Source organism: Candidatus Methanomethylophilaceae archaeon (assembly GCA_017524805.1).
Lineage (GTDB): Archaea > Thermoplasmatota > Thermoplasmata > Methanomassiliicoccales > Methanomethylophilaceae > Methanoprimaticola.
On record JAFXUX010000002.1, the window covers coordinates 1 to 17,767 of the forward strand.

Genomic DNA, 17,767 nt, shown 5'->3' on the forward strand with positions numbered 1-17,767 from the left:
CGCGAAGCTCGCCGGCCTCTCCGAGGCCGACAAGGTCCCCTTCATCGCCTCGAGCATGACCGGATACATCTCCGTCGGGGACTCCGACTACAACAACGTCGGGCGCCTCGCAGGAGGGGTGTACGCGCTCGAGAGCATGGATACCGGGACCACGACCAGCATCAAGCTCGTCGACTACCCCCAGGTGCTCAACACCACCCTCTATAATTTCGACCGCATCCTGCACCTCAGGACCGGCAACTTCTACGACGGAACCGAGGACTTCGACAAGAAGTGGAGCGACTACACCGCGCCCTTCGCCGACTGGGTGAACGGCACCGACGGCCAGTTCATAATTTGCGGCGGAATGCCCGTGCCTCTCAGGGTCGCCTACGCCGCTGAGATTCTCCATCCGGACATCGTCTCCGCCGGATTCGCCGACGCCCTGCACCAGCAGCTCGTCGACAAATTCTTCAACGGCGACAAGCTGGACATCTCCTCGATGACCTTCGTCATCCACAAGTGACGCCGAAACGCCCGGGGATTCCCCGGGCCACTTCCATATGGCCTCCGCATGGGGGCCGTTATTATGGTTCTGCCATGCCCTTCACAGCAAACGTATAAAATCTACTTGGCAGTATTATCCACGGGTACCATGCAAATAGAAATTAACGGTATGGCCTTCAGCTATGCTTCGGTCCCAGTGCTGAAGGGCATAAGCCTCGATATCGAAGAGCCGCAGTTCGTCTCGATATTGGGGCCAAACGGGGTTGGGAAATCCACGCTGATACATTGCATCAACAAGATTCTGGAGCCCACCTCGGGAACCGTATTCCTCGACGGGAAGAATGTCAGGGATTATTCGCTGAAAGAGATGGCAAGGGAAATCGGATATGTCCCTTACTCCTCTTCGGACACTTTTCCTCTCAGCGTCGTCGATACAGTCCTGATGGGAAGGCATCCGCATGCCGGATGGAAGACCTCCGACGAGGACCTGGAGATAGTCTATGACACCCTGACCAAGCTTGGCATCGAGGATCTGGCTATGCGCTCGTTCAATGAGCTTTCGGCAGGGCAGCACCAGAAAGTGATGCTGGCGAGGGGCTTGGTACAGAAACCTAAGGTGCTTCTCCTCGACGAGCCGACATCCAATCTGGACGTCAAGCATCAGCTGGGGATATCCCGCCTTCTCAAGAAGCTTTCGCGCGACGAGGGGATCCTGGTCATAATGATCAGCCATGATCTCAATATCGCTTCGAAGTATTCCGACAGCATCATCCTGATGTATGAAGGCACAATTTTCGCGGTCGGTACTCCCGCGGAAGTCCTCACGAAAGAGAATGTCCTCACTGTTTACGGCGTGGATTCCGAGGTCATAGACGATGGCGGAAGGCCTCACTTGGTGATGAAAGATCTGGAATCGGACGAATGCGGCCCACTTCCGGATGGAGCCATCTGCGTATCCCCGAATTGCGAGGGTGTTTTCCATGGCCGACCAAGTTCAGGCCGATTTCAAAGAGGAATACGGGCAATACATCGGGCGCAAGATCCTGTTCATATCGGCCCTCATAATCGCGACCTTCCTGCTTTTCTGGGTCTCCCTTCAGATCGGCACCAGGGACCTGTCCGTCGCGGAGGTGTTCGACTATTTCATCAAACACATCCAGGGAGTCACCTATGACAAGGTAGAGCAGCGCCCGGATTTCTTCAATGACAATATCATTTGGAATTACCGCGTGCCTAGGGCTCTGCTATGCATCGTGTGCGGTGCCGGGCTGGCTATCGCAGGTGCGATCATGCAGAGCGTGATGAAGAACCCGCTGGCCGATCCGTATACCACAGGAGTGTCCTCGGGGGCTCTGTTCGGTGTCGCAATTGCTACAGCTCTCGGATTCTCCATCGGCGGAGGCGGATTCTCGGACGTCGGCATTGTGACCAACGCGGTCGTTCTTGCAATGGTCCCTGTGGCCGTCATTGTGCTGTTCTCGCCATTCTTCCGCAGATCGCCTTCCACCCTGATTCTGGCCGGAGTCGCGGTGTCATATCTGTTCAATGCGCTGACATCCATTCTCATGGTTTCCACCAACGAGGAGAACCTGTCCATTGTGTATCGGTGGCAGGTCGGTTCCTTCGTGGATCTGAGCTGGGATTCTCTTCCGTTCATGACCGTGGCTGTCGTCGCAGGAATCGCCATCATTCTGCCGCTGTCCAACAAGCTCAATCTCATGTCTCTCGATGATAAGGATGCGAAATCCCTCGGGATGAACAGCGAGAGGCTCAGGATACTCTGTCTGGTGGTGCTGTCGTTCATTGCCGCCACCATCGTCAGCTACGTCGGTATAGTCGGGTTCGTCGGATTGGTCATCCCGCATATGGTGAGGATGGTCATCGGCTCGGACAACCGCTATCTTATTCCCGGTTCCGTGGCGCTTGGCGCGTTTTTCCTATTGGCATGCGACATACTCAGCCGTTACATAGACGTGGGTTCCGACATACCTGTGGGCGTTGTGACGTCATTCGTCGGGGCGCCAATTTTCCTGTATCTGATCATCAGACAGAAAAGCGGGGTGTGGTGATATGCGCTCCGAAAAAGTGGCGGAATACCGTGCCAAAGCCCATAAGCGCGCGCTGTGGATTTTCGTATTCATAGCGATAGTCGCCGTCATCGCCGTGTATTCCCTTTCCGTGGACAAGTTCGGCATCTCCATGGACGATGTCATCGCCTTCCTGTCCAACCACATAAGCGGCAACATCCCCGAGAAATCCGCCGATTATATGGCGTGGATGACGGACAAGAGGATCATGGACAGCACCGTGCCAAGGACCATCGGCGGCATCGGCGTCGGAGCTACTCTGGCTATCTGCGGTGCCATGATGCAGTCCATAACCAGGAACCCGCTGACAGATCCGTACACCATCGGTATATCCTCTGCGGCTCTGTTCGGAGTGGCCATATCGATCAGCTACGGCATATGCATTATCCCGATAGTGAACGGCGATAGCGACGCGTCGATGATCATCAATGCGTTCGTGTTCGCCATGGTGCCCGCCCTCGCCATCATCTTCGTCTCTACGTTCAAGAAGATGAGCCCGACGATGATGATTCTCGTGGGCATAGGCCTGATGTACATGTTCTCGGCGTTCACGACCTTCATAAAATACAATTCCGAGGCGGAGGACCTCCACGAGATTTATGAATGGAGCATAGGGACGCTTTCGAGGATGGATCTGGCGGATTCGTATCCGATCCTCATCGGGTTCATATTGATCCTGATATTCGGCATGGTCGTCGCCAACAAGATAAACGTCATGACCGCAGGGGACAACATGTCAAAGAGTCTGGGGGTCAATCCCATAAGGCTCAGGGTAATCTGCTTCATGGTCATGTCCGTCGCCACCGCGATATGCGTGTGTTTCACCGGATCCATAGGTTTCGTGGGGCTGGTTGCGCCGCATATTGCGAGGCTGTTCGTAGGAAGCGACAACAAGATTCTGATACCCACGGCCGCCGTCGTAGGCGCTCTGCTGGTTCTGGTGTCCGATGTTGCCGTCAGGCTTCTTCCCGGAGCCCTTCCGGTAGGGACCATCACGGCGCTGATCGGGAGCCCGCTGTTCATCTATATCCTGTACAGGCAGAGGAAGAACGCGGCTTTCTGAGGGAATCGGGCTCCGGCCCGTCCCACATATAAAATGGGAGGGGAAACCCTCCTTTCAGTGTTTGAGAATTTCTGCTCTGACTTTTCCGCCGTCGATGTCGATGACGGCGAATTTCTTCTCTTTGGCGGGACCGGGGTTCACGAACACTGTGCCGTCCTGTTCGACAATCCCGGAGGCCTCGTGAATGTGCCCGGACAGCGCGAGGATCGGGTGGTATTCGTCCACGATCCTTTTGATAGCGCGGCTACCGACGCTGATGCCGGAGGGTATCTGATCCAATATGCCGTATGAAGGCGCGTGGGTCATCAGGATCATACCTTCCGAGGTGTTCTTCTTCAGGCCGTTGTAAAGTTCGTCCTCCTCAAGCTCGAACGCGGTGTGGAAGATCGTTATGTTCGATCCACCGAGCCCTACTATCCTGTATCCGCCGACTTCTGCCGCATTGCCGTGCATGTCCACGGCCACATCCTTGATGCCTTCGGGAAGGTCGAGAGGGTCGCAGTTTCCGGGTATGGCATAGACTTTGGAATCGATTTTCGAGATGATTTCCTTGGCCAGCTTCTTGGTTCCGAAATTGGTAATATCTCCGAGGAAAAGCACGAATTCCGCTTTGTGAGCGGCGATTTCTTCATTTATCCAGCCCACATCGGCCCTTTTTTGATGCAGGTCCGTTATGACGAGGAATCTCATGCCCAGACATCCGCGAAAGCGTACTTAACTATTGACAGCGGCGGCTCAATAGATTTTTTTAATGAGATATGATTAGCGTACCATAGGTATTATCATGGCGAAAATCAGGGTCGGAGTGAACGGATATGGGACCATCGGAAAGAGGGTCGCATCCGCCGTTGCCGCGCAGGAAGACATGGAGCTGGTCGGGGTCACCAAGACCAGGCCGAATTTTGAGGCTCTCTCGGCGCTCAATAAGGGATATGACCTCTACGTCCCCGACGAAAGCGTCGAAGCGTTCAATAAAGCCGGCGTGAAGATAGCCGGGACCCTGAAGGATTTATTATCGAAGGTCGACATCGTCGTCGACTGCACCCCCGGGAATGTGGGGGAATATTATAGGGACATGTACAAGGCCGCCGGAGTCAAAGCCATATTCCAGGGCGGAGAGGACCACAGCCTGACCGGGATCTCTTTCAATTCTACTGCCAACTATTCCGAGTCGTGGGGCGCACAGCTCTCGCGCGTGGTCTCATGCAACACCACGGGGCTTCTCAGGACTCTGAATCCCATCGACAAGGCGTTCAAGATCAAGGATGCCTATGTGACGATAGTCAGGCGCGCGGCCGATCCCGGGGACAGCAAGAACGGCCCCATCAACGGGCTCGAGCCTTCCGTCAGCCTTCCGACCCATCACGGCCCCGACGTCCAGAGCATCATGCCTTGGCTCAGCATCAGTACCATGGCCATCAAAGCGTCTACCACCCTCATGCACGTCCACACGGTCGTCGCCAAGCTGGAAGCCGAGACGACCACGGAGGAAGTCATAAACGTCCTGAAGAACGCGTCACGCGTGAGGCTGGTGAAATCAAAGGACGGCATCAAAACCACCGCCCAGATCATGGAGTTCGCCAGGGACCTCGGGCGCGACAGGTCTGACATGTATGAGATAGTCGTCTGGGAGGACGGCATCAAAGTGGTCGGGAACACCTTGTATTACTACCAGGCCGTCCACCAAGAGTCGGACGTAATCCCTGAGAATGTCGATTGCATCAGGTCCATGTGCAAAGCCGAGAAAGACCCGTCCAAATCCGTAGCGAAGACCAACGCGGCCCTCGGCATTTCCAAAAGCTGAAGGTGTTCCCCACGGCGAAGGATTTCAACACGCTGGAGGATTTCGATTACAGGGGCAAGACGGTCCTTCTCAGGGTAGACATCAATTGCCCCCTGGACAAGCAGACCCTGAAGATCGTCAACGACTCCAGGATAAGGAGGGTTGTCCCCACCGTCAGGGAGCTGATGGGAAAGAACGCGAAGCTTGTTATCCTGGCCCACCAGAGCAGGAAAGGGAAGTGGGATTTCATAGGTCTGAAGCAGCACTCGGAGTACCTTTCCCGCCACATCAACGCTCCCGTGAAGTATGTCGACGACGTCATCGGCAAGGAAGCCGTGGGCGCCATAAAAGCTCTCCAGCCCGGGGAGGTCCTTCTTCTGGGCAACGTGCGCGGCATAGATTCCGAGACCGCCAAAGGGGACATGGAGGCGCACGCCAACGGGGAGATCGTGAAGGCGCTGGCCCCATTGATCGACTATTACGTATGCGATGCGTTCGGAGCGTCCCACAGATCCCAATGCTCCCTCGTCGGATTCCAGGCGAAAGTGCCTTCGGCATCCGGCAGGCTCATGGCAAAGGAGATGTTCGCCCTCAACGCGATATTCTCCGAGCCCCGCAGACCCTCCGTTTTCATTCTGGGCGGCGCCAAGTTCGGCGACGTGTCGGACATGATAGACCGCGTCCTCGGCAACGGCACCGCCGACACCGTCATTCTGGTCGGGCTGGTCGGCAATGCATATCTTCTCGCCAGAGGCGTGGATATAGGCGAGGCCAGCTCCAAGATCCTCAGCGAAGAGCTCACCCCAGAGAATATTCAGGCCGCCAAGGATGTGATGGAGAAATACGGGCAGAAGGTGCTCATCCCCGTCGACGTAGCCGTTGAGAGGGACGGGAAGCGCGTCTCCGTCAATATAGGGGACATGCCCACCAAAGAGCCCGCCCTCGATATCGGGGACGCATCGGCCGAGAAATTCGGCAAAGTAATCCGCTCGTCCAAGACATGCTTCATGTCTGGCCCTGCGGGTATGATAGAGAAAGAGGATTTCTCTGTCGGAACCAGGAAACTGATGGAAGCCATGGTAGATTCCGGAGGGCAATCGGTCATCGGCGGAGGGCATACCGGAGGGGCGGCGGAGAGGTTCGACCTGGCCGACAGGTTCTCCTATGTGAGCACCGGCGGCGGAGCCTTGGAGACATTCCTTCTCGGGGAACCTTTGCCTGTGATAGAGGCCCTGAAGTATTCCAAGGGGAAGTTCGGCTCCGGCGGGCATGCGCGAGGTGTCTCAATAACTATTTAAGTGAACTGCAGGATGCGGACGCAATGGCAAAGAAAAGGAGACTGATCGTCGAGGAACCCGAGGAGGATTACGAGTTCACTCCCACCGAGTTCAACGAGAGGGAATTCATCCTGAAGGATATCTATGGGACGAAGGTCTGCCTCGTGACTCTGGTTCTGGGGGTCGTTGTAGGGATAATCGGCGGCTTGATATGCAAGTTCGGATTCGGAAGCGGAATCAATTGGCTCTGGATCGTGGCTACGCTTCTGTCGTTCGGGGTCATGGCTCTGATGCCTAAGATCCTGTCCGCCATGGGATTCCGCCCCGACATGGTCGAGACGAAATCCATGATCGGGAATTACCTGATCTATCTGGCCCTCGCGTTGGCCATCTGCATAATCGTAGTTAACCCGCCCATCACCGCCCTTCTCAACTGAAGGGAAAAAAATCGGGGGTCTGCGGATCAGTCCGCAAGGCCCCTTCTTTTCAGTTCTTCCATCATCAATCTTATGGCGTTCCCCCTGTGGGACACTTCGTTCTTCTCCTCTATCGGTATCTCCGCGAAGGTCCTCCGGCCGTCCGGCGTGAATATGGGGTCGAAACCGAATCCCCCGGCTCCCCTTTCCGATTGCGTTATGTAGCCTCTGCAGATTCCGGTGACTATCACCCTTTCGCCGGCGATGTCGCACCCGATGCAGCATCTGAACTCAGCCCCGCGGTCCTGCTCGCCTTCCATAAGCTTCAATATCCCGGCATTGCCGATGGTTTTCTGCGCGTAAGCCGACCAAACTCCCGGGAATCCCTTCAGGGCATCGACGAAGAGTCCGGAATCGTCCACGATGAAGTCCCTGACCCCTTTGGAGATTATCTCGTCCATGCCTTTGTCGACAACTTCGCTCAGATCGGATGTCTGCACTTCGTCGTAAGGGAGTCTCAGATGCTCCATCTCGATGCCGATCTCCGAGAACGATCTCGCGTATTCCGCGACCTTTCCGGGATTTGACGTAATCACTTTCAGCTTCATGTGTATCTCCCTCTGTTCCTTATCTCCTCAAGTTTCTTTCTGACCGCATTCCCATCGGGCATCGAGGAAAGATATGCGTCCATAAGTGTTTCCAACGCATTTTCCAGTCCCGCATGGGCCGATCCGAACGCCCTTTCCATCAGCCTGGCGTCTATCCCGATGTCTTCCAGGGTGGCTTTTGTGCATCCCATCGAAAAATCGATCAGGCAAAGGGAGCCGTCAGGGCGGACTATCATGTTGGATGTGGTCAGATCGCCATGGCATATCCCAGCTGAATGGAGTTTGGCCGCGGTCTTTCCTATCATCTCCGCAAGCTTCTCCGCATCTTCTGGATGGGCGTCGATGGCTTCTTTCGCGGTGATTCCGTGCACATATTCCATGGTGATGGAGCATTCCTTGAGGTCGATGTCGTAGATGCATGGGGTACGCACGCCCGCTTCCCTGGCTTCGCGCATTATGCGGGCTTCGCTTCTGGTTCTGGCGGTTCTTATGCGCATGTCAAGCTCCGGAAGCCTGTAGGATTTGGGCGGCCTGGACTTCAAGGCGGCTTCGCGTCCGAGGTACGATGCCCTGGAAATGGTGGCTTCGGCCCCCCTTTGTCTGTCCGATTCCATGCATCTAAATGTTTTTATGCATATAGAATGGTTCTTAGCCTATGAAATATAACATTTCTGGGAGCAACCTTCAGGTAGTAAACATCGAGCTGGAGCCCAACGAGGAGCTGGCCACCACGGCCGGAGCTTTGGTGTACACCTCCGGGAACGTGCAGATGGAATCCAAGATGGAAGGCGGACTCATGGCGGGTCTCAAACGTTCGCTGTCGGGATCCAGCATGTTCTTGGTAAAGTTCAAGACCACCGGAGGCACGGGCACCGTCGGAATCGCCGGAGAGGCGCCGGGAAAGATCATAGACATAGACATCACGAACAACGCGTGGATATGCCAGAAATCGGCGTATCTCGGGTCGGAGACCAGCGTCCAATTGGACATCGCATTCCAGAAGAAGCTCGGTTCCATGCTGTTCGGCGGCGAAGGGCTCATTCTCCAGAAGCTTTCCGGAAAGGGACTGGTCTTCGCCCATGCGTGCGGAGATCTGATCCAGATGGATCTGAAGCCCGGCGAGATAATCAAAGTCTCCACGTCCCACGTGGTCGCATGGCAGGACACCGTGTCTTACGACATCAGCAGCGTCAAGGGAGTGAAGAACGTCCTCTTCAGCGGGGAGGGTCTGTTCATGACTACTCTGACCGGTCCCGGCCGCATCATTCTGCAGTCTATGACCCTCGGCGATCTGGCTATGTCGCTGTACCCGTACATGCCTCAGAGCAGCAGCTGATGATGCCTATGGTTCAGACGCAGAAAGTCAAGACAGGGAAGTCCGGGTTGGGCGTCCTCCTCATAGTGGCGGGCATCGTGGTCCTCATCGCTTTGGTCATCTATGCCCTCACCAGACCTGGAATATTCGAATCGGTTGTCACCATCGCGTTGTATGTGGTCATAGCCCTCGCAGTGTTGGCCGTTATAGCCTACGCGGCGATGATGATCATGGCCGTTCCCATGTACATGTCCAAAGGCGATGTGGTCCAGACCGATGTGGATTACAGCCTGGACGATGTCAAGCCCGTGGAGAATTCGTCCTCTGACGATCCCAAAAACTGAGCGGGAGGGGGCAGCCCCTTCCCCAACCCTTTACAATTTCTTTTTATTCATATTGCCGATTGAGGTTCCCGTGAAGAGGATACCTTTGGGTTGCCAGAAGTTCGATCGCCTTCTCGGAGGGGGCATCGAAGGCGGCTGCGTCACGCTCATCTACGGCGAAGCCGGCGCGGGGAAGACAAACGTCTGCCTGCAGTTCGCCCGCAGCATCGTCTCCCAAGGGGAAAGGGTCGCGTACATCGATTCCGAGGGCCTCTCAGGCGACCGCATATCCCAGGTTTTCGCAGGGATGGAAGATGCGGTCAAGAACGTGCTGATTTTCCAGGTCCACAGTTTCGAGGAGCAGTCCGACCGCATAGACAAGGCGGAGAAGCTCGCTTCCGCAGGGACCATAACCGCCGTGATCATCGATTCCCTGACCATGTTCTATCGGCTGAAGTACGATGACGGGGCGGCCAGGAACGATTTCATCAGGCAGACGGAAGCTCTGCTTAATATGGCCAGGAAATATGACATAGCCGTTCTGGTAACTTCGCAGGTATACAGCAATATGAACGGCGGGGTTGAGTTTCTCGGGGGCCACGTCCTGCATCACAACGCGAAAACTATAGTGCGTCTGGATAAGGGATACGAAGGCAGGCGCGCAGCGGTGATAATGAAGCACCGGAGCCTCCCCGAAGGGAGGTCGGCGCCATACAGGATAACCGAGACCGGGATAGAGGACGTCTGATCCTCAGGATTCCCTGTTTATGGCGAATTTAGCCAGAGCCACCATGAATTCCTTGTCCTCGCTTCCGGGGAGGAAATCTATCTTGGCGATGGCGGACTCTATTTTCTTCTTGGCAAGGTCCATCGCATAATCGATGGATCCGGCGTCTTTCATAATCTGCTTGGCGCGCCCGCATTCGGCGTCGGTGGCATCGATCTTCCCCAGAATCCCTTTGAATTCCTCCAAAGTCTTCTGATCTTTTATTGATCTGATCGCGTGGGTCACCATGCAGGTGCATTTCCCTTTGCGTATGTCGTTCCCAACCGATTTCCCGGTCTTGGATGAATCGCCGGCTATCCCGAGATAGTCGTCGAACATCTGGAATCCCAGCCCCAGATCGATGGCGTAATCGTAGATCTTCGCGGCTGTGGCATCGTCCGCTCCGCCTACGATCGCTCCTCCCGCAGCCGCCGCCGCGAACAGGACGCTGGTTTTGAGCTTTATCGTCTCGATGTAGTATTCTTCGGAGACGATCTTGCCCTCGTTGTTGACGTCCATCTGCTGGCCGCGCCCGAGGTCGCAGACAGCGGTTGTAACGTATCTCAGAATCCTAACGACTTTCTCCGGAGGGAGGTCCATGTTGCTGATTATCTCGCACGCCTTCGAGAACAGCCAGTCCCCGGCGAGAACCGCGGTCGGCATCCCATATCCCACGTGGATGGTTCTCATCCCCCTGCGGACTTCGTCCCCGTCCATCAGGTCGTCGTGGATCAGCGTGAAATTGTGGATGTATTCTATGGCAACCGCAAGCGGCATCGCATCCATGGCGTTTCCGCCGACGGCTCCGCAGGAGGCCAAGACCATCGCAGGGCGCATCCTCTTCCCTCCGGCGTACGGATACTGCCTGGACGCCTCTATGAGGTTGGACGGCTCTTCGTCCTTTATAAAGTCGCGAATGGGCCCGTCCAGTTGGGCGGACCTTTTCCTCAGATATTCTCTTGCATCGATCATATGGATTCCATCCACTGTCTGGTTTCCCCAAGGACCACGTGCTTGGCCTTGGAGAGCGCTTTCAAGTCGGGGGAGCCGGTGAGCAGCATCGCGGCCCTGAGCTCTTCCCTGATCAAAGTGAGTTTGCGTTTGACGGCCTCGGCGGATTCGCAGGCTTCCCTCAGGACGGCATTGGCGACGCCCGCGCAGGAAGCCCCCATAGCGACCGAAGAGGCCACGTGTATCCCGTCGAGGATGCCTCCGGAAGCGATCAGCGGAAGGCCGCTGCATTTGGCTTCGCAGAGGGAAACAGGCGCGGGTATGCCCCAATCCAAGAAGGTTTCGCCCATGTTGGTCCTGATGTAATCGCCGGCATCCATAGCGCGGTGAAGCTCGACGGCAGCGAAGCTGGTCCCGCCCATCCCTGCGATGTCGATCCCTTGGATTCCGATGCCTTTCAGTCTGACGGCCACGTCTTTGGAGATTCCGCCGCCGGTTTCCTTGACGATCGCCGGGAAATCCCTGGCGAGGGAGCGTATCGCGTCGCGGCAGCCGCATGCGTTCGTGTCGCCCTCAGGCTGGACGATCTCCTGAAGGAAGTTCAGATGGATGGCGAGCATATCTGCGCCGACCAGATCCATCGCCGCTTCGATGTCCTCCTTGGAGAAGGCTTTCTTCCCTCTCTGCTCTATCAGCTGGGGAGCGCCCACGTTCCCGATGACCAAAGGCACGCCGTAATCCTTCACGACGGAGTAGCTTTCCGGGCAGACGCCGGATATCCCTGCGCGTTCGCTCCCGACTCCCATCCCGATGCCAAGCTCGGCGCACGCTTCGGCGATGTTCCCGTTGATTTTCTTGGCCCCATCGAATCCGCCGGTTATAGCGGTCACGATCAGCGGGAATTCCAGCTTTCTGCCGAAGATCTCGCAGGACATGTCGATCGAGTCCCCGTCTATCTCCGGAAGGGCGTTGTGGATCAGTCTCACATCGTCCCAATAGCAGTATCCTGGGGCGGTCCTCTCTTCGACGCAGATCCTGATGTGGTCGTTCTTTCTGTTCTGTATAGCCATATCAGACCCTCGCTGTTGTGCATCTGATCTTTTCCCGTTGAGCGCGGACAGGAGCCTGCCGGGGACCGTGCCGTTCAGAAGGATGCACTCCCTTCCCTCGGCGCACATCGAAAGCATCGATCTCATTTTTCCGGCGACCCCTCCGGTGACGTCGTCCGCGGATTGCTCCGAAGATATCCTTTCCAGGGTCTCTTCCGTGACTTCCGGAATGAATTCAGCGTCCGGATCTTTCTTGGGGTCGGAAAGGTAGAGGCCGTCGATGTCCGAAACGAAGATCGACAGCTCCGGCTCGAAGATGCGGGCCAGAACTTCCATGGCCTGGTCGCCAGAGCATATCCCGAACCCTTTTTTCCTGTCCATGACCACGTCGCCGAACATGACCGGCATTATGCCCATGTCTTTCAGCGCCCTAATGGCATCCCCGTTCCCGACTTCCAGTCTTCCTCCGTCCATGACGAAGCAGGATCCCGGGGGCACCGAGACCGCTGGGATCCCGGCGTCTATGAGCTCCCCGACAACCATCGAGCTGAGCTCTCTGACGTCATGCTGGACCTTCGCGACCGCAGGTATCTGCTCTTTGCCGGTGAATCCGTCCTGGATCGAGAATCTCTTCGCCAGCACATGTCCGAACGAGCCGGCCCCGTGAACCACAAGGCAGTCTCTCCCCGAAGCAGAGATCTCTCTGCAGAGGCGCGAGACGGAATCCCGGCTGAACGTGCGGTACTGCGTTTTGTCTGTGATCACGCTGCCTCCGAGCTTGATCAGTATCATCGGCTGATGATAGGGTTCACCTATAAAATCAGATGCGAATCCCGAGTACGTCGATCGACGGATGATCTGGATTCTGACTCAGGCATATTCCTTTATGGTCTTCCCGACGTTGACGAAATGGTCCGCTATCCTTTCCGTGTCCGAAGCCAGGGAAAGATACTCCGCGCCGACGTCAGGCTTGCAGACGCCTTCGTTCAGCCTTTCGATGTGGTCGGCGGACATCTTGTCGGTGAGGTCGTCGATCTTGTCCTCGATGGCCATGGCTTCCCTGAGGATATCCCTGTCGGCTTCGGCGTAGGCCTTCATTATCTTCTCGTACAGCTGCTCTATGAGGAGTCTGACGTCCTCTATCTCCTGGAGGGCGGCGTCGGAGAATCTGTCTTCGAGGGCGGAAAGCTTCTCGGCGTACTCCACTATGTTCTCCGCATAGTCGCCGATCCTTTCCAGATCGGTCACGGTGCGGAATCCGGTGGAGACGTACGCGTTGTCCCTTCCGCTCAGCTGGAGGTTGGAAAGTTTCACAAGGAATTTGGTGATCTGCTTTTTGAGGAAATTGAGCTCTTTCTCATTGGCCCGGAACGTCTTTTCCTCGCTGAAATCCAGCGTGGATACCATATGGCAGGCGAGGTTGACGTTGTCCATCGCGATCTTGGCCATGTTCATGATCTCATTCTTCACTTCCAGCACGGCTATGGGCGGGGTCTTCAGCATATAATCGTTGATGAAGAAGAGGCGTGGCCCTTCGTTCTCCGAAGTGGTCTTCTCTCCTTTGTCGGGTATCGCCTTGCATACGAAGGAAACCAGTTTTGACGTGAGAGGAAGCATTATGATGACGGTCATGACGTTGAAGAAGGTGTGGAACATGGCCAGCTGGGTGGGGGCGTTCGGGAACATCGATCCGAATATGGATTCATATGTGATGCCGCCGCCTGAGATGAATCCGATGGCGTAGCCCGCGATGACGAACAGTGTCACGCCTATCACGTTGAACGTGAGATGCATTAGCGCCGTCCTTTTCGCGTTGAGGCCGCTGGACATTCCCGCAAGGATAGACACTATGCAGGATCCGATGTTGGATCCCATGGTCAGGTAGATCCCCTGCTCCAAATCGATGAGCCCGGCGGCAAGCATCGCGATGGCCACCGAGGTCATGACGGATGAGCTTTGGACTATCGCCGTCAGAAGCGCTCCCAAAAGAACCAGGATGATCAGGTTATCGATGCTGGCGAGGAAATTCTTCACCTCATCGAGCTGAGCGAAATCCTCCATGGAACCGCTCATCATGCTCAGGCCCACGAACAGCAATCCGAATCCGCCGATGACGCCCCCCCATCTTTTCACGGAGTCTTTTTTCCCGAAGGCGACCATGAACGCGCCTATCCCCGTGACGGCGGCGAATATCAGGGTGAGAGATATCGTGCCGGAGCCGAACATCCCCAGCGCCACTATCTGCGCGGTTATAGTCGTCCCTATGTTGGCGCCGTAGATTATCGCTGCCGCGAGGGTCAGAGACATGATCCCGGCGTTGACGAAACCTATAACCAGAACGGTCATCGCTCCGGAGCTTTGTATGGCCGCGGTGCTCACCGTCCCTATAGCTACGCCGACCAGCTTCTTGTCGGATGCTTTGGAGAATAGGCTCTTCAGTCTGGTGCTGCAGATGGATTCCAAGTTGGAGCTCATAGTGTTGCAGGCTATGAGGAAAACTCCGATCCCTGCGGCCAGCGTGAGCACGGCTGTTGCTATCATTGCGGCGTCCATATGGGCACTTCTGGATTGATTATAGGTTAGTAATATAATAAATTGAAGTGTCGGCCAGCCGTCCCGCGGAAGCCAGGCTTTCGGATGGCCGGTTTTTGGAGGGGATTCCGCATGATCGTCGGGAATCCGTCAGGAGGAAGCGCTTCTGATCAGATGGTAGGAGCAAGGGTAGACACGTTCCTCGATGACCTTTCCGTCGGAGCGGCCGATTTTGAAGGTGATGTATATATCATCGCTGTCCAGACAGAAGTCCAAATCGAAATTTTGGGTGCTTTGCGCGCTCAAATCTCCTTTGAGCAGCGTGAATCTGCCGCAGCCGGAGGTTTCGTCGTCTTCGACGCGGAATCCGTTGCCCCACATGACCGAGACGAAACTGGCGTCGGGAGAGCTGTATTCGACCTCCAAGTATCTGAATTCCATCTCGGAGTGCGGCACTTGGATGCTTATTTCCAAGCTGGGTTGGCTGCCTTTATACACGTCGTTTATCGTTACCGAGTTTACCATGAAGACTGAGGGCCATTGGCAGAATACGCCGTCTCCGTAGCCATGGATGTATTTCGGTTCTCCCACTTTGACTTCGATCTGCTGCGGTTCGCTGACGATGCTTTCGCCTGCGGTTTCATGGTCCATGGCGACGAGGCTGATTGCGACGGCGGCGACGGAAAGGAGAGCCACGAGCGTCGCGATTGCGATGATCACGTCGGTTTTGCTCACACTCACGTTATCACTTCCGCGGGGCTTTCGCCCTCGTGCGATGGGAGGGGTTCTGAGTATTTAAAAATGATGCTATTTGTTAATGTATCTCGATAATAATAATTTGATTTACAATAATTAATTGTCATAAAACATTAATATTTCAGAACACTATCCTTAAACATGGACGAATGCGGGATCGACGAACGCAAGGGAAGGAGGGTATGGACGGTTGCGCACTGGTTCCTGATAGTTTTAGGAATTCTTTTCGCGGCAGGGTTTGCGGCTGTGCTTCAGGGAATGTCCAAAACAATCGACCGCTATGGGGTCCCCTCGGGCAACGAAGTCGATTGGCTTCTGAGCATCGTGGCTATAATCGGTGTGCTGGCTCTGATCGACGGGGTGATCAGAAGGATCAGGTCCGGAATCCCGCCGTTCGAGGAGGATAACGCACGTTCGTTCTTTCTGATGGCAGTCGTGGTCGCAGCCAAGATCGTGCTGTCTATCGTGGTTCAGGCAACGATATTCTTCAGCGAGACGGCGTTGGAAAAGAGTTTTTCTTTTTCGATCGATGCGCTGATTGCGGCGGTGGTGCTGTTGGCGATATATAAGATATTCAAGTACGGTTCTACGCTTCAAGCAGAGGTGCAGGATCTGGTGTGAGAAATGCCGATAGTGATACGCCTAGACCATGTGATGCTGGACAAGAAAATCACTCTCGTCGAGCTTTCGAAGAGGGTTGGCATCACCAACGTGAATCTGTCCAAGTTGAAAACGGGCAAGGTGAGCGCGATCAGGCTCTCCACTCTGGAAGCGATATGCGACGTCCTCGATTGCCAGCCGGGAGATCTTTTGGAGTTCAGGAGGGAGGAAGGCGGAGACGAAGAATCCTATGCGGATTCTGAAACGCTGGATTCCACCCGAAGAAAAAATCGATGCAGACAGAGGTTTTGCAGACTATTTTTGATATAATAATCGGCCTGGAGAGGGGACACTCGAACCCCCAGCAGCCAGATCTCCAAAAATGCGTTCCGATCAATCCCCCTCCAATGTCTCAGAATCATCATCGCTTCGTCCAAGGCCACGTCCGGAGTGGGGTCGGTCGGGAAGCACGCCTTCTACGGATGCGCCCTGACCAAGGCCAACCTGTCCTCCGCGACCAAGATCGGCTACGGCGCCTTCACCGGGAACGACCTGAGGGAAGTCACATTTGGCGGCGGCCTGGAATCCGTCGATCCGAAGGCCTTTTTCAGGTACTCGTTCTGGGACGCCGGCGAAAACAGGATCCCTGTGTCCGCTCAGGATCTCGCCGGAAAGACTTTCGAGGGCTCTGGCAAAATCCTCTCTGAGTTGCCTGAGAACTAACCATAAGGCTGGGATACTCCCGGCTAAACTATTTACCCGGTGATAAATAGCGACTCTGAACCGAAAGATACTTCAGAAGTTTAAGGCTGAAGCTGGAACAGAGTCGCGTTATCGCCTTTTTTCCGTCCGAATTCACTTGCCAGCAATGATGTACTCCTGCAGGCGCAGGCGGTTGCCCTGGTCTAATACGGACAAGGGTCACTATCCAGGAGTGTTGAAATGTGTCTTATATGGATACAACACTGGAATAATTGAATCGAGAGCCAGAAGCAAAAATGGCGTGGAGAGGGGGATTCGAACCCTCGGGTCGCATAGCGACATAGGATTAGCAGTCCTACGCCTTACCAGGCTGGGCCATCTCCACAGCAAGCGCCTTAACATTGAATTGATTATTAAATATTTGTGTGAATGAAAGGCCTAATTCAGTTAGGCATTCAACTTGATGTCCAGAGAAGAAGTCGAAATCTTTGGGACAAGTTGATGATTGGGCTCCTTACAGATCAGTGACGATCGAACTGAGTCTGGATTGGAGGGTCATGTCACAAAAATCAGGAGCAACAATCGGAGATTGGGTGCAATTAGGTGCATTCACATCGAGGGGAAATTACACATCATAAATCCTTTTTCAACAAACTGCGCCATAAGTGTCTGGACAAGGTGTTTTGACTCCAGGATTTTCACTCTCAATATTGTTTTCTCAAACTGTCTCGTTATTGGAGAAAATACAAAGTGTTAAATAGTCAACCGATATACACGGAGATGCGCGAGATGCACAAGGCATCTCATGCGATATGGAGGACCATGAACTCCGACGGGGATACCGCCCGCCGTGCCCTCATGGGTTCTGACGTTCGATGCTACGAATGTTCCGCTAGACGGACCATTCAGCGTGCCGTCCAGCGGGACAGCGGTGAAACATGGTCAAGCTGCCATTTCCATTTCATCCATCAGAGACGAATTTCAGTCGAAGATTCGACTCCGGTTGATCCTGCCGGCGGCCACCGCTATAGGAATTCGATTAAGACATGCGAG

19 protein-coding genes, 1 tRNA gene and 2 pseudogenes are annotated in these 17,767 nt (G+C 55.1%); 13 read left to right on the top strand and 9 right to left on the bottom strand.

Features of this window, described 5'->3' with window-relative positions:
- From IKP20_00030 to IKP20_00045, 4 genes and pseudogenes are all read left to right on the top strand, one after another.
- Window positions 1-505: hypothetical protein (locus tag IKP20_00030; protein MBR4503372.1), on the top strand; the 505-nt coding region annotated here is incomplete at its 5' end.
- Between the two features lie 129 nt (window positions 506-634).
- Window positions 635-1,405 (top strand): annotated as a pseudogene (locus tag IKP20_00035) (ABC transporter ATP-binding protein).
- Between the two features lie 61 nt (window positions 1,406-1,466).
- Window positions 1,467-2,555: an iron ABC transporter permease gene (locus IKP20_00040; protein MBR4503373.1), complete on the top strand. Its 1,089-nt coding sequence runs from the start codon at window positions 1,467-1,469 to the stop codon at window positions 2,553-2,555.
- A gap of 1 nt (window position 2,556) precedes the next feature.
- Complete coding sequence (locus IKP20_00045; protein MBR4503374.1) at window positions 2,557-3,636, top strand: iron ABC transporter permease; 1,080 nt, start codon at window positions 2,557-2,559, stop codon at window positions 3,634-3,636.
- A 54-nt stretch (window positions 3,637-3,690) separates the two neighbouring features.
- On the opposite strand, the gene IKP20_00050 is transcribed toward IKP20_00045, so the two are convergent.
- Window positions 3,691-4,326: a metallophosphoesterase family protein gene (locus tag IKP20_00050; GenBank protein ID MBR4503375.1), complete on the bottom strand. Its 636-nt coding sequence runs from the start codon at window positions 4,324-4,326 to the stop codon at window positions 3,691-3,693.
- A gap of 94 nt (window positions 4,327-4,420) precedes the next feature.
- On the opposite strand from IKP20_00050, the gene IKP20_00055 reads away from it, so the two are divergent.
- The 3 genes from IKP20_00055 to IKP20_00065 are packed head-to-tail and all read left to right on the top strand — an operon-like array spanning window position 4,421 to window position 7,133.
- Window positions 4,421-5,440, top strand: a complete 1,020-nt coding sequence (locus tag IKP20_00055) for a type II glyceraldehyde-3-phosphate dehydrogenase (GenBank protein MBR4503376.1) — start codon at window positions 4,421-4,423, stop codon at window positions 5,438-5,440.
- A gap of 2 nt (window positions 5,441-5,442) precedes the next feature.
- Window positions 5,443-6,717, top strand: coding sequence for a phosphoglycerate kinase (locus tag IKP20_00060; GenBank protein MBR4503377.1), 1,275 nt, complete (start codon window positions 5,443-5,445; stop codon window positions 6,715-6,717).
- Window positions 6,718-6,740: 23 nt separating this feature from the next.
- Complete coding sequence (locus IKP20_00065) at window positions 6,741-7,133, top strand: hypothetical protein (protein MBR4503378.1); 393 nt, start codon at window positions 6,741-6,743, stop codon at window positions 7,131-7,133.
- A gap of 26 nt (window positions 7,134-7,159) precedes the next feature.
- Here IKP20_00065 and rdgB read toward each other — a convergent pair whose 3' ends face one another.
- Both rdgB and IKP20_00075 read right to left on the bottom strand, forming a co-directional pair.
- Window positions 7,160-7,720 (bottom strand): RdgB/HAM1 family non-canonical purine NTP pyrophosphatase, encoded by a 561-nt coding sequence (gene rdgB, locus IKP20_00070; protein ID MBR4503379.1) that lies wholly within the window; start codon window positions 7,718-7,720, stop codon window positions 7,160-7,162.
- A complete protein-coding gene (locus tag IKP20_00075) occupies window positions 7,717-8,334 on the bottom strand; it encodes a Kae1-associated serine/threonine protein kinase (protein MBR4503380.1) in 618 nt (205 codons plus the stop codon). The genes rdgB and IKP20_00075 overlap by 4 nt, the downstream gene beginning before the upstream one ends.
- A 41-nt stretch (window positions 8,335-8,375) precedes the next feature.
- Between IKP20_00075 and IKP20_00080 the strand changes: the two genes are divergently transcribed.
- From IKP20_00080 to radB, 3 genes are all read left to right on the top strand, one after another.
- Window positions 8,376-9,056, top strand: coding sequence for a TIGR00266 family protein (locus IKP20_00080; GenBank protein MBR4503381.1), 681 nt, complete (start codon window positions 8,376-8,378; stop codon window positions 9,054-9,056).
- Entirely contained in the window at window positions 9,056-9,379 is a 324-nt protein-coding gene (locus IKP20_00085) for a hypothetical protein (protein MBR4503382.1), read from the top strand. The genes IKP20_00080 and IKP20_00085 overlap by 1 nt, the downstream gene beginning before the upstream one ends.
- 70 nt (window positions 9,380-9,449) lie before the next feature.
- Window positions 9,450-10,106 (top strand): DNA repair and recombination protein RadB, encoded by a 657-nt coding sequence (radB, locus tag IKP20_00090; GenBank protein MBR4503383.1) that lies wholly within the window; start codon window positions 9,450-9,452, stop codon window positions 10,104-10,106.
- Between the two features lie 3 nt (window positions 10,107-10,109).
- On the opposite strand, the gene IKP20_00095 is transcribed toward radB, so the two are convergent.
- The 5 genes and pseudogenes from IKP20_00095 to IKP20_00115 form a co-directional block, all read right to left on the bottom strand.
- Complete coding sequence (locus IKP20_00095; GenBank protein ID MBR4503384.1) at window positions 10,110-11,093, bottom strand: polyprenyl synthetase family protein; 984 nt, start codon at window positions 11,091-11,093, stop codon at window positions 10,110-10,112.
- Entirely contained in the window at window positions 11,093-12,145 is a 1,053-nt protein-coding gene (gene fni, locus IKP20_00100) for a type 2 isopentenyl-diphosphate Delta-isomerase (GenBank protein ID MBR4503385.1), read from the bottom strand. The genes IKP20_00095 and fni overlap by 1 nt, the downstream gene beginning before the upstream one ends.
- 30 nt (window positions 12,146-12,175) lie before the next feature.
- Window positions 12,176-12,916 (bottom strand): annotated as a pseudogene (locus IKP20_00105) (isopentenyl phosphate kinase family protein).
- 78 nt (window positions 12,917-12,994) lie between these two features.
- Window positions 12,995-14,677 carry a Na/Pi cotransporter family protein gene (locus tag IKP20_00110; GenBank protein ID MBR4503386.1) on the bottom strand — a complete coding sequence of 561 codons (1,683 nt, stop codon included), beginning with the start codon at window positions 14,675-14,677 and terminating at the stop codon, window positions 12,995-12,997.
- A 129-nt stretch (window positions 14,678-14,806) separates the two neighbouring features.
- The gene (locus IKP20_00115) at window positions 14,807-15,397 is read right to left on the bottom strand and encodes a hypothetical protein (GenBank protein ID MBR4503387.1); all 591 of its coding nucleotides are present in this window, start codon (window positions 15,395-15,397) and stop codon (window positions 14,807-14,809) included.
- 156 nt (window positions 15,398-15,553) lie between these two features.
- Between IKP20_00115 and IKP20_00120 the strand changes: the two genes are divergently transcribed.
- The 3 genes from IKP20_00120 to IKP20_00130 are packed head-to-tail and all read left to right on the top strand — an operon-like array spanning window position 15,554 to window position 16,735.
- On the top strand, window positions 15,554-16,033 hold the full coding sequence (locus IKP20_00120) for a hypothetical protein (protein ID MBR4503388.1): 480 nt from the start codon (window positions 15,554-15,556) through the stop codon (window positions 16,031-16,033).
- Window positions 16,034-16,036: 3 nt separating this feature from the next.
- A complete protein-coding gene (locus IKP20_00125; GenBank protein ID MBR4503389.1) occupies window positions 16,037-16,342 on the top strand; it encodes a helix-turn-helix transcriptional regulator in 306 nt (101 codons plus the stop codon).
- A gap of 42 nt (window positions 16,343-16,384) precedes the next feature.
- Window positions 16,385-16,735, top strand: a complete 351-nt coding sequence (locus IKP20_00130; protein MBR4503390.1) for a leucine-rich repeat protein — start codon at window positions 16,385-16,387, stop codon at window positions 16,733-16,735.
- A gap of 276 nt (window positions 16,736-17,011) precedes the next feature.
- On the opposite strand, the gene IKP20_00135 is transcribed toward IKP20_00130, so the two are convergent.
- Window positions 17,012-17,099: transfer RNA gene (locus IKP20_00135), tRNA-Ser, on the bottom strand.
- Between the last annotated feature and the right edge of the window lie 668 nt (window positions 17,100-17,767).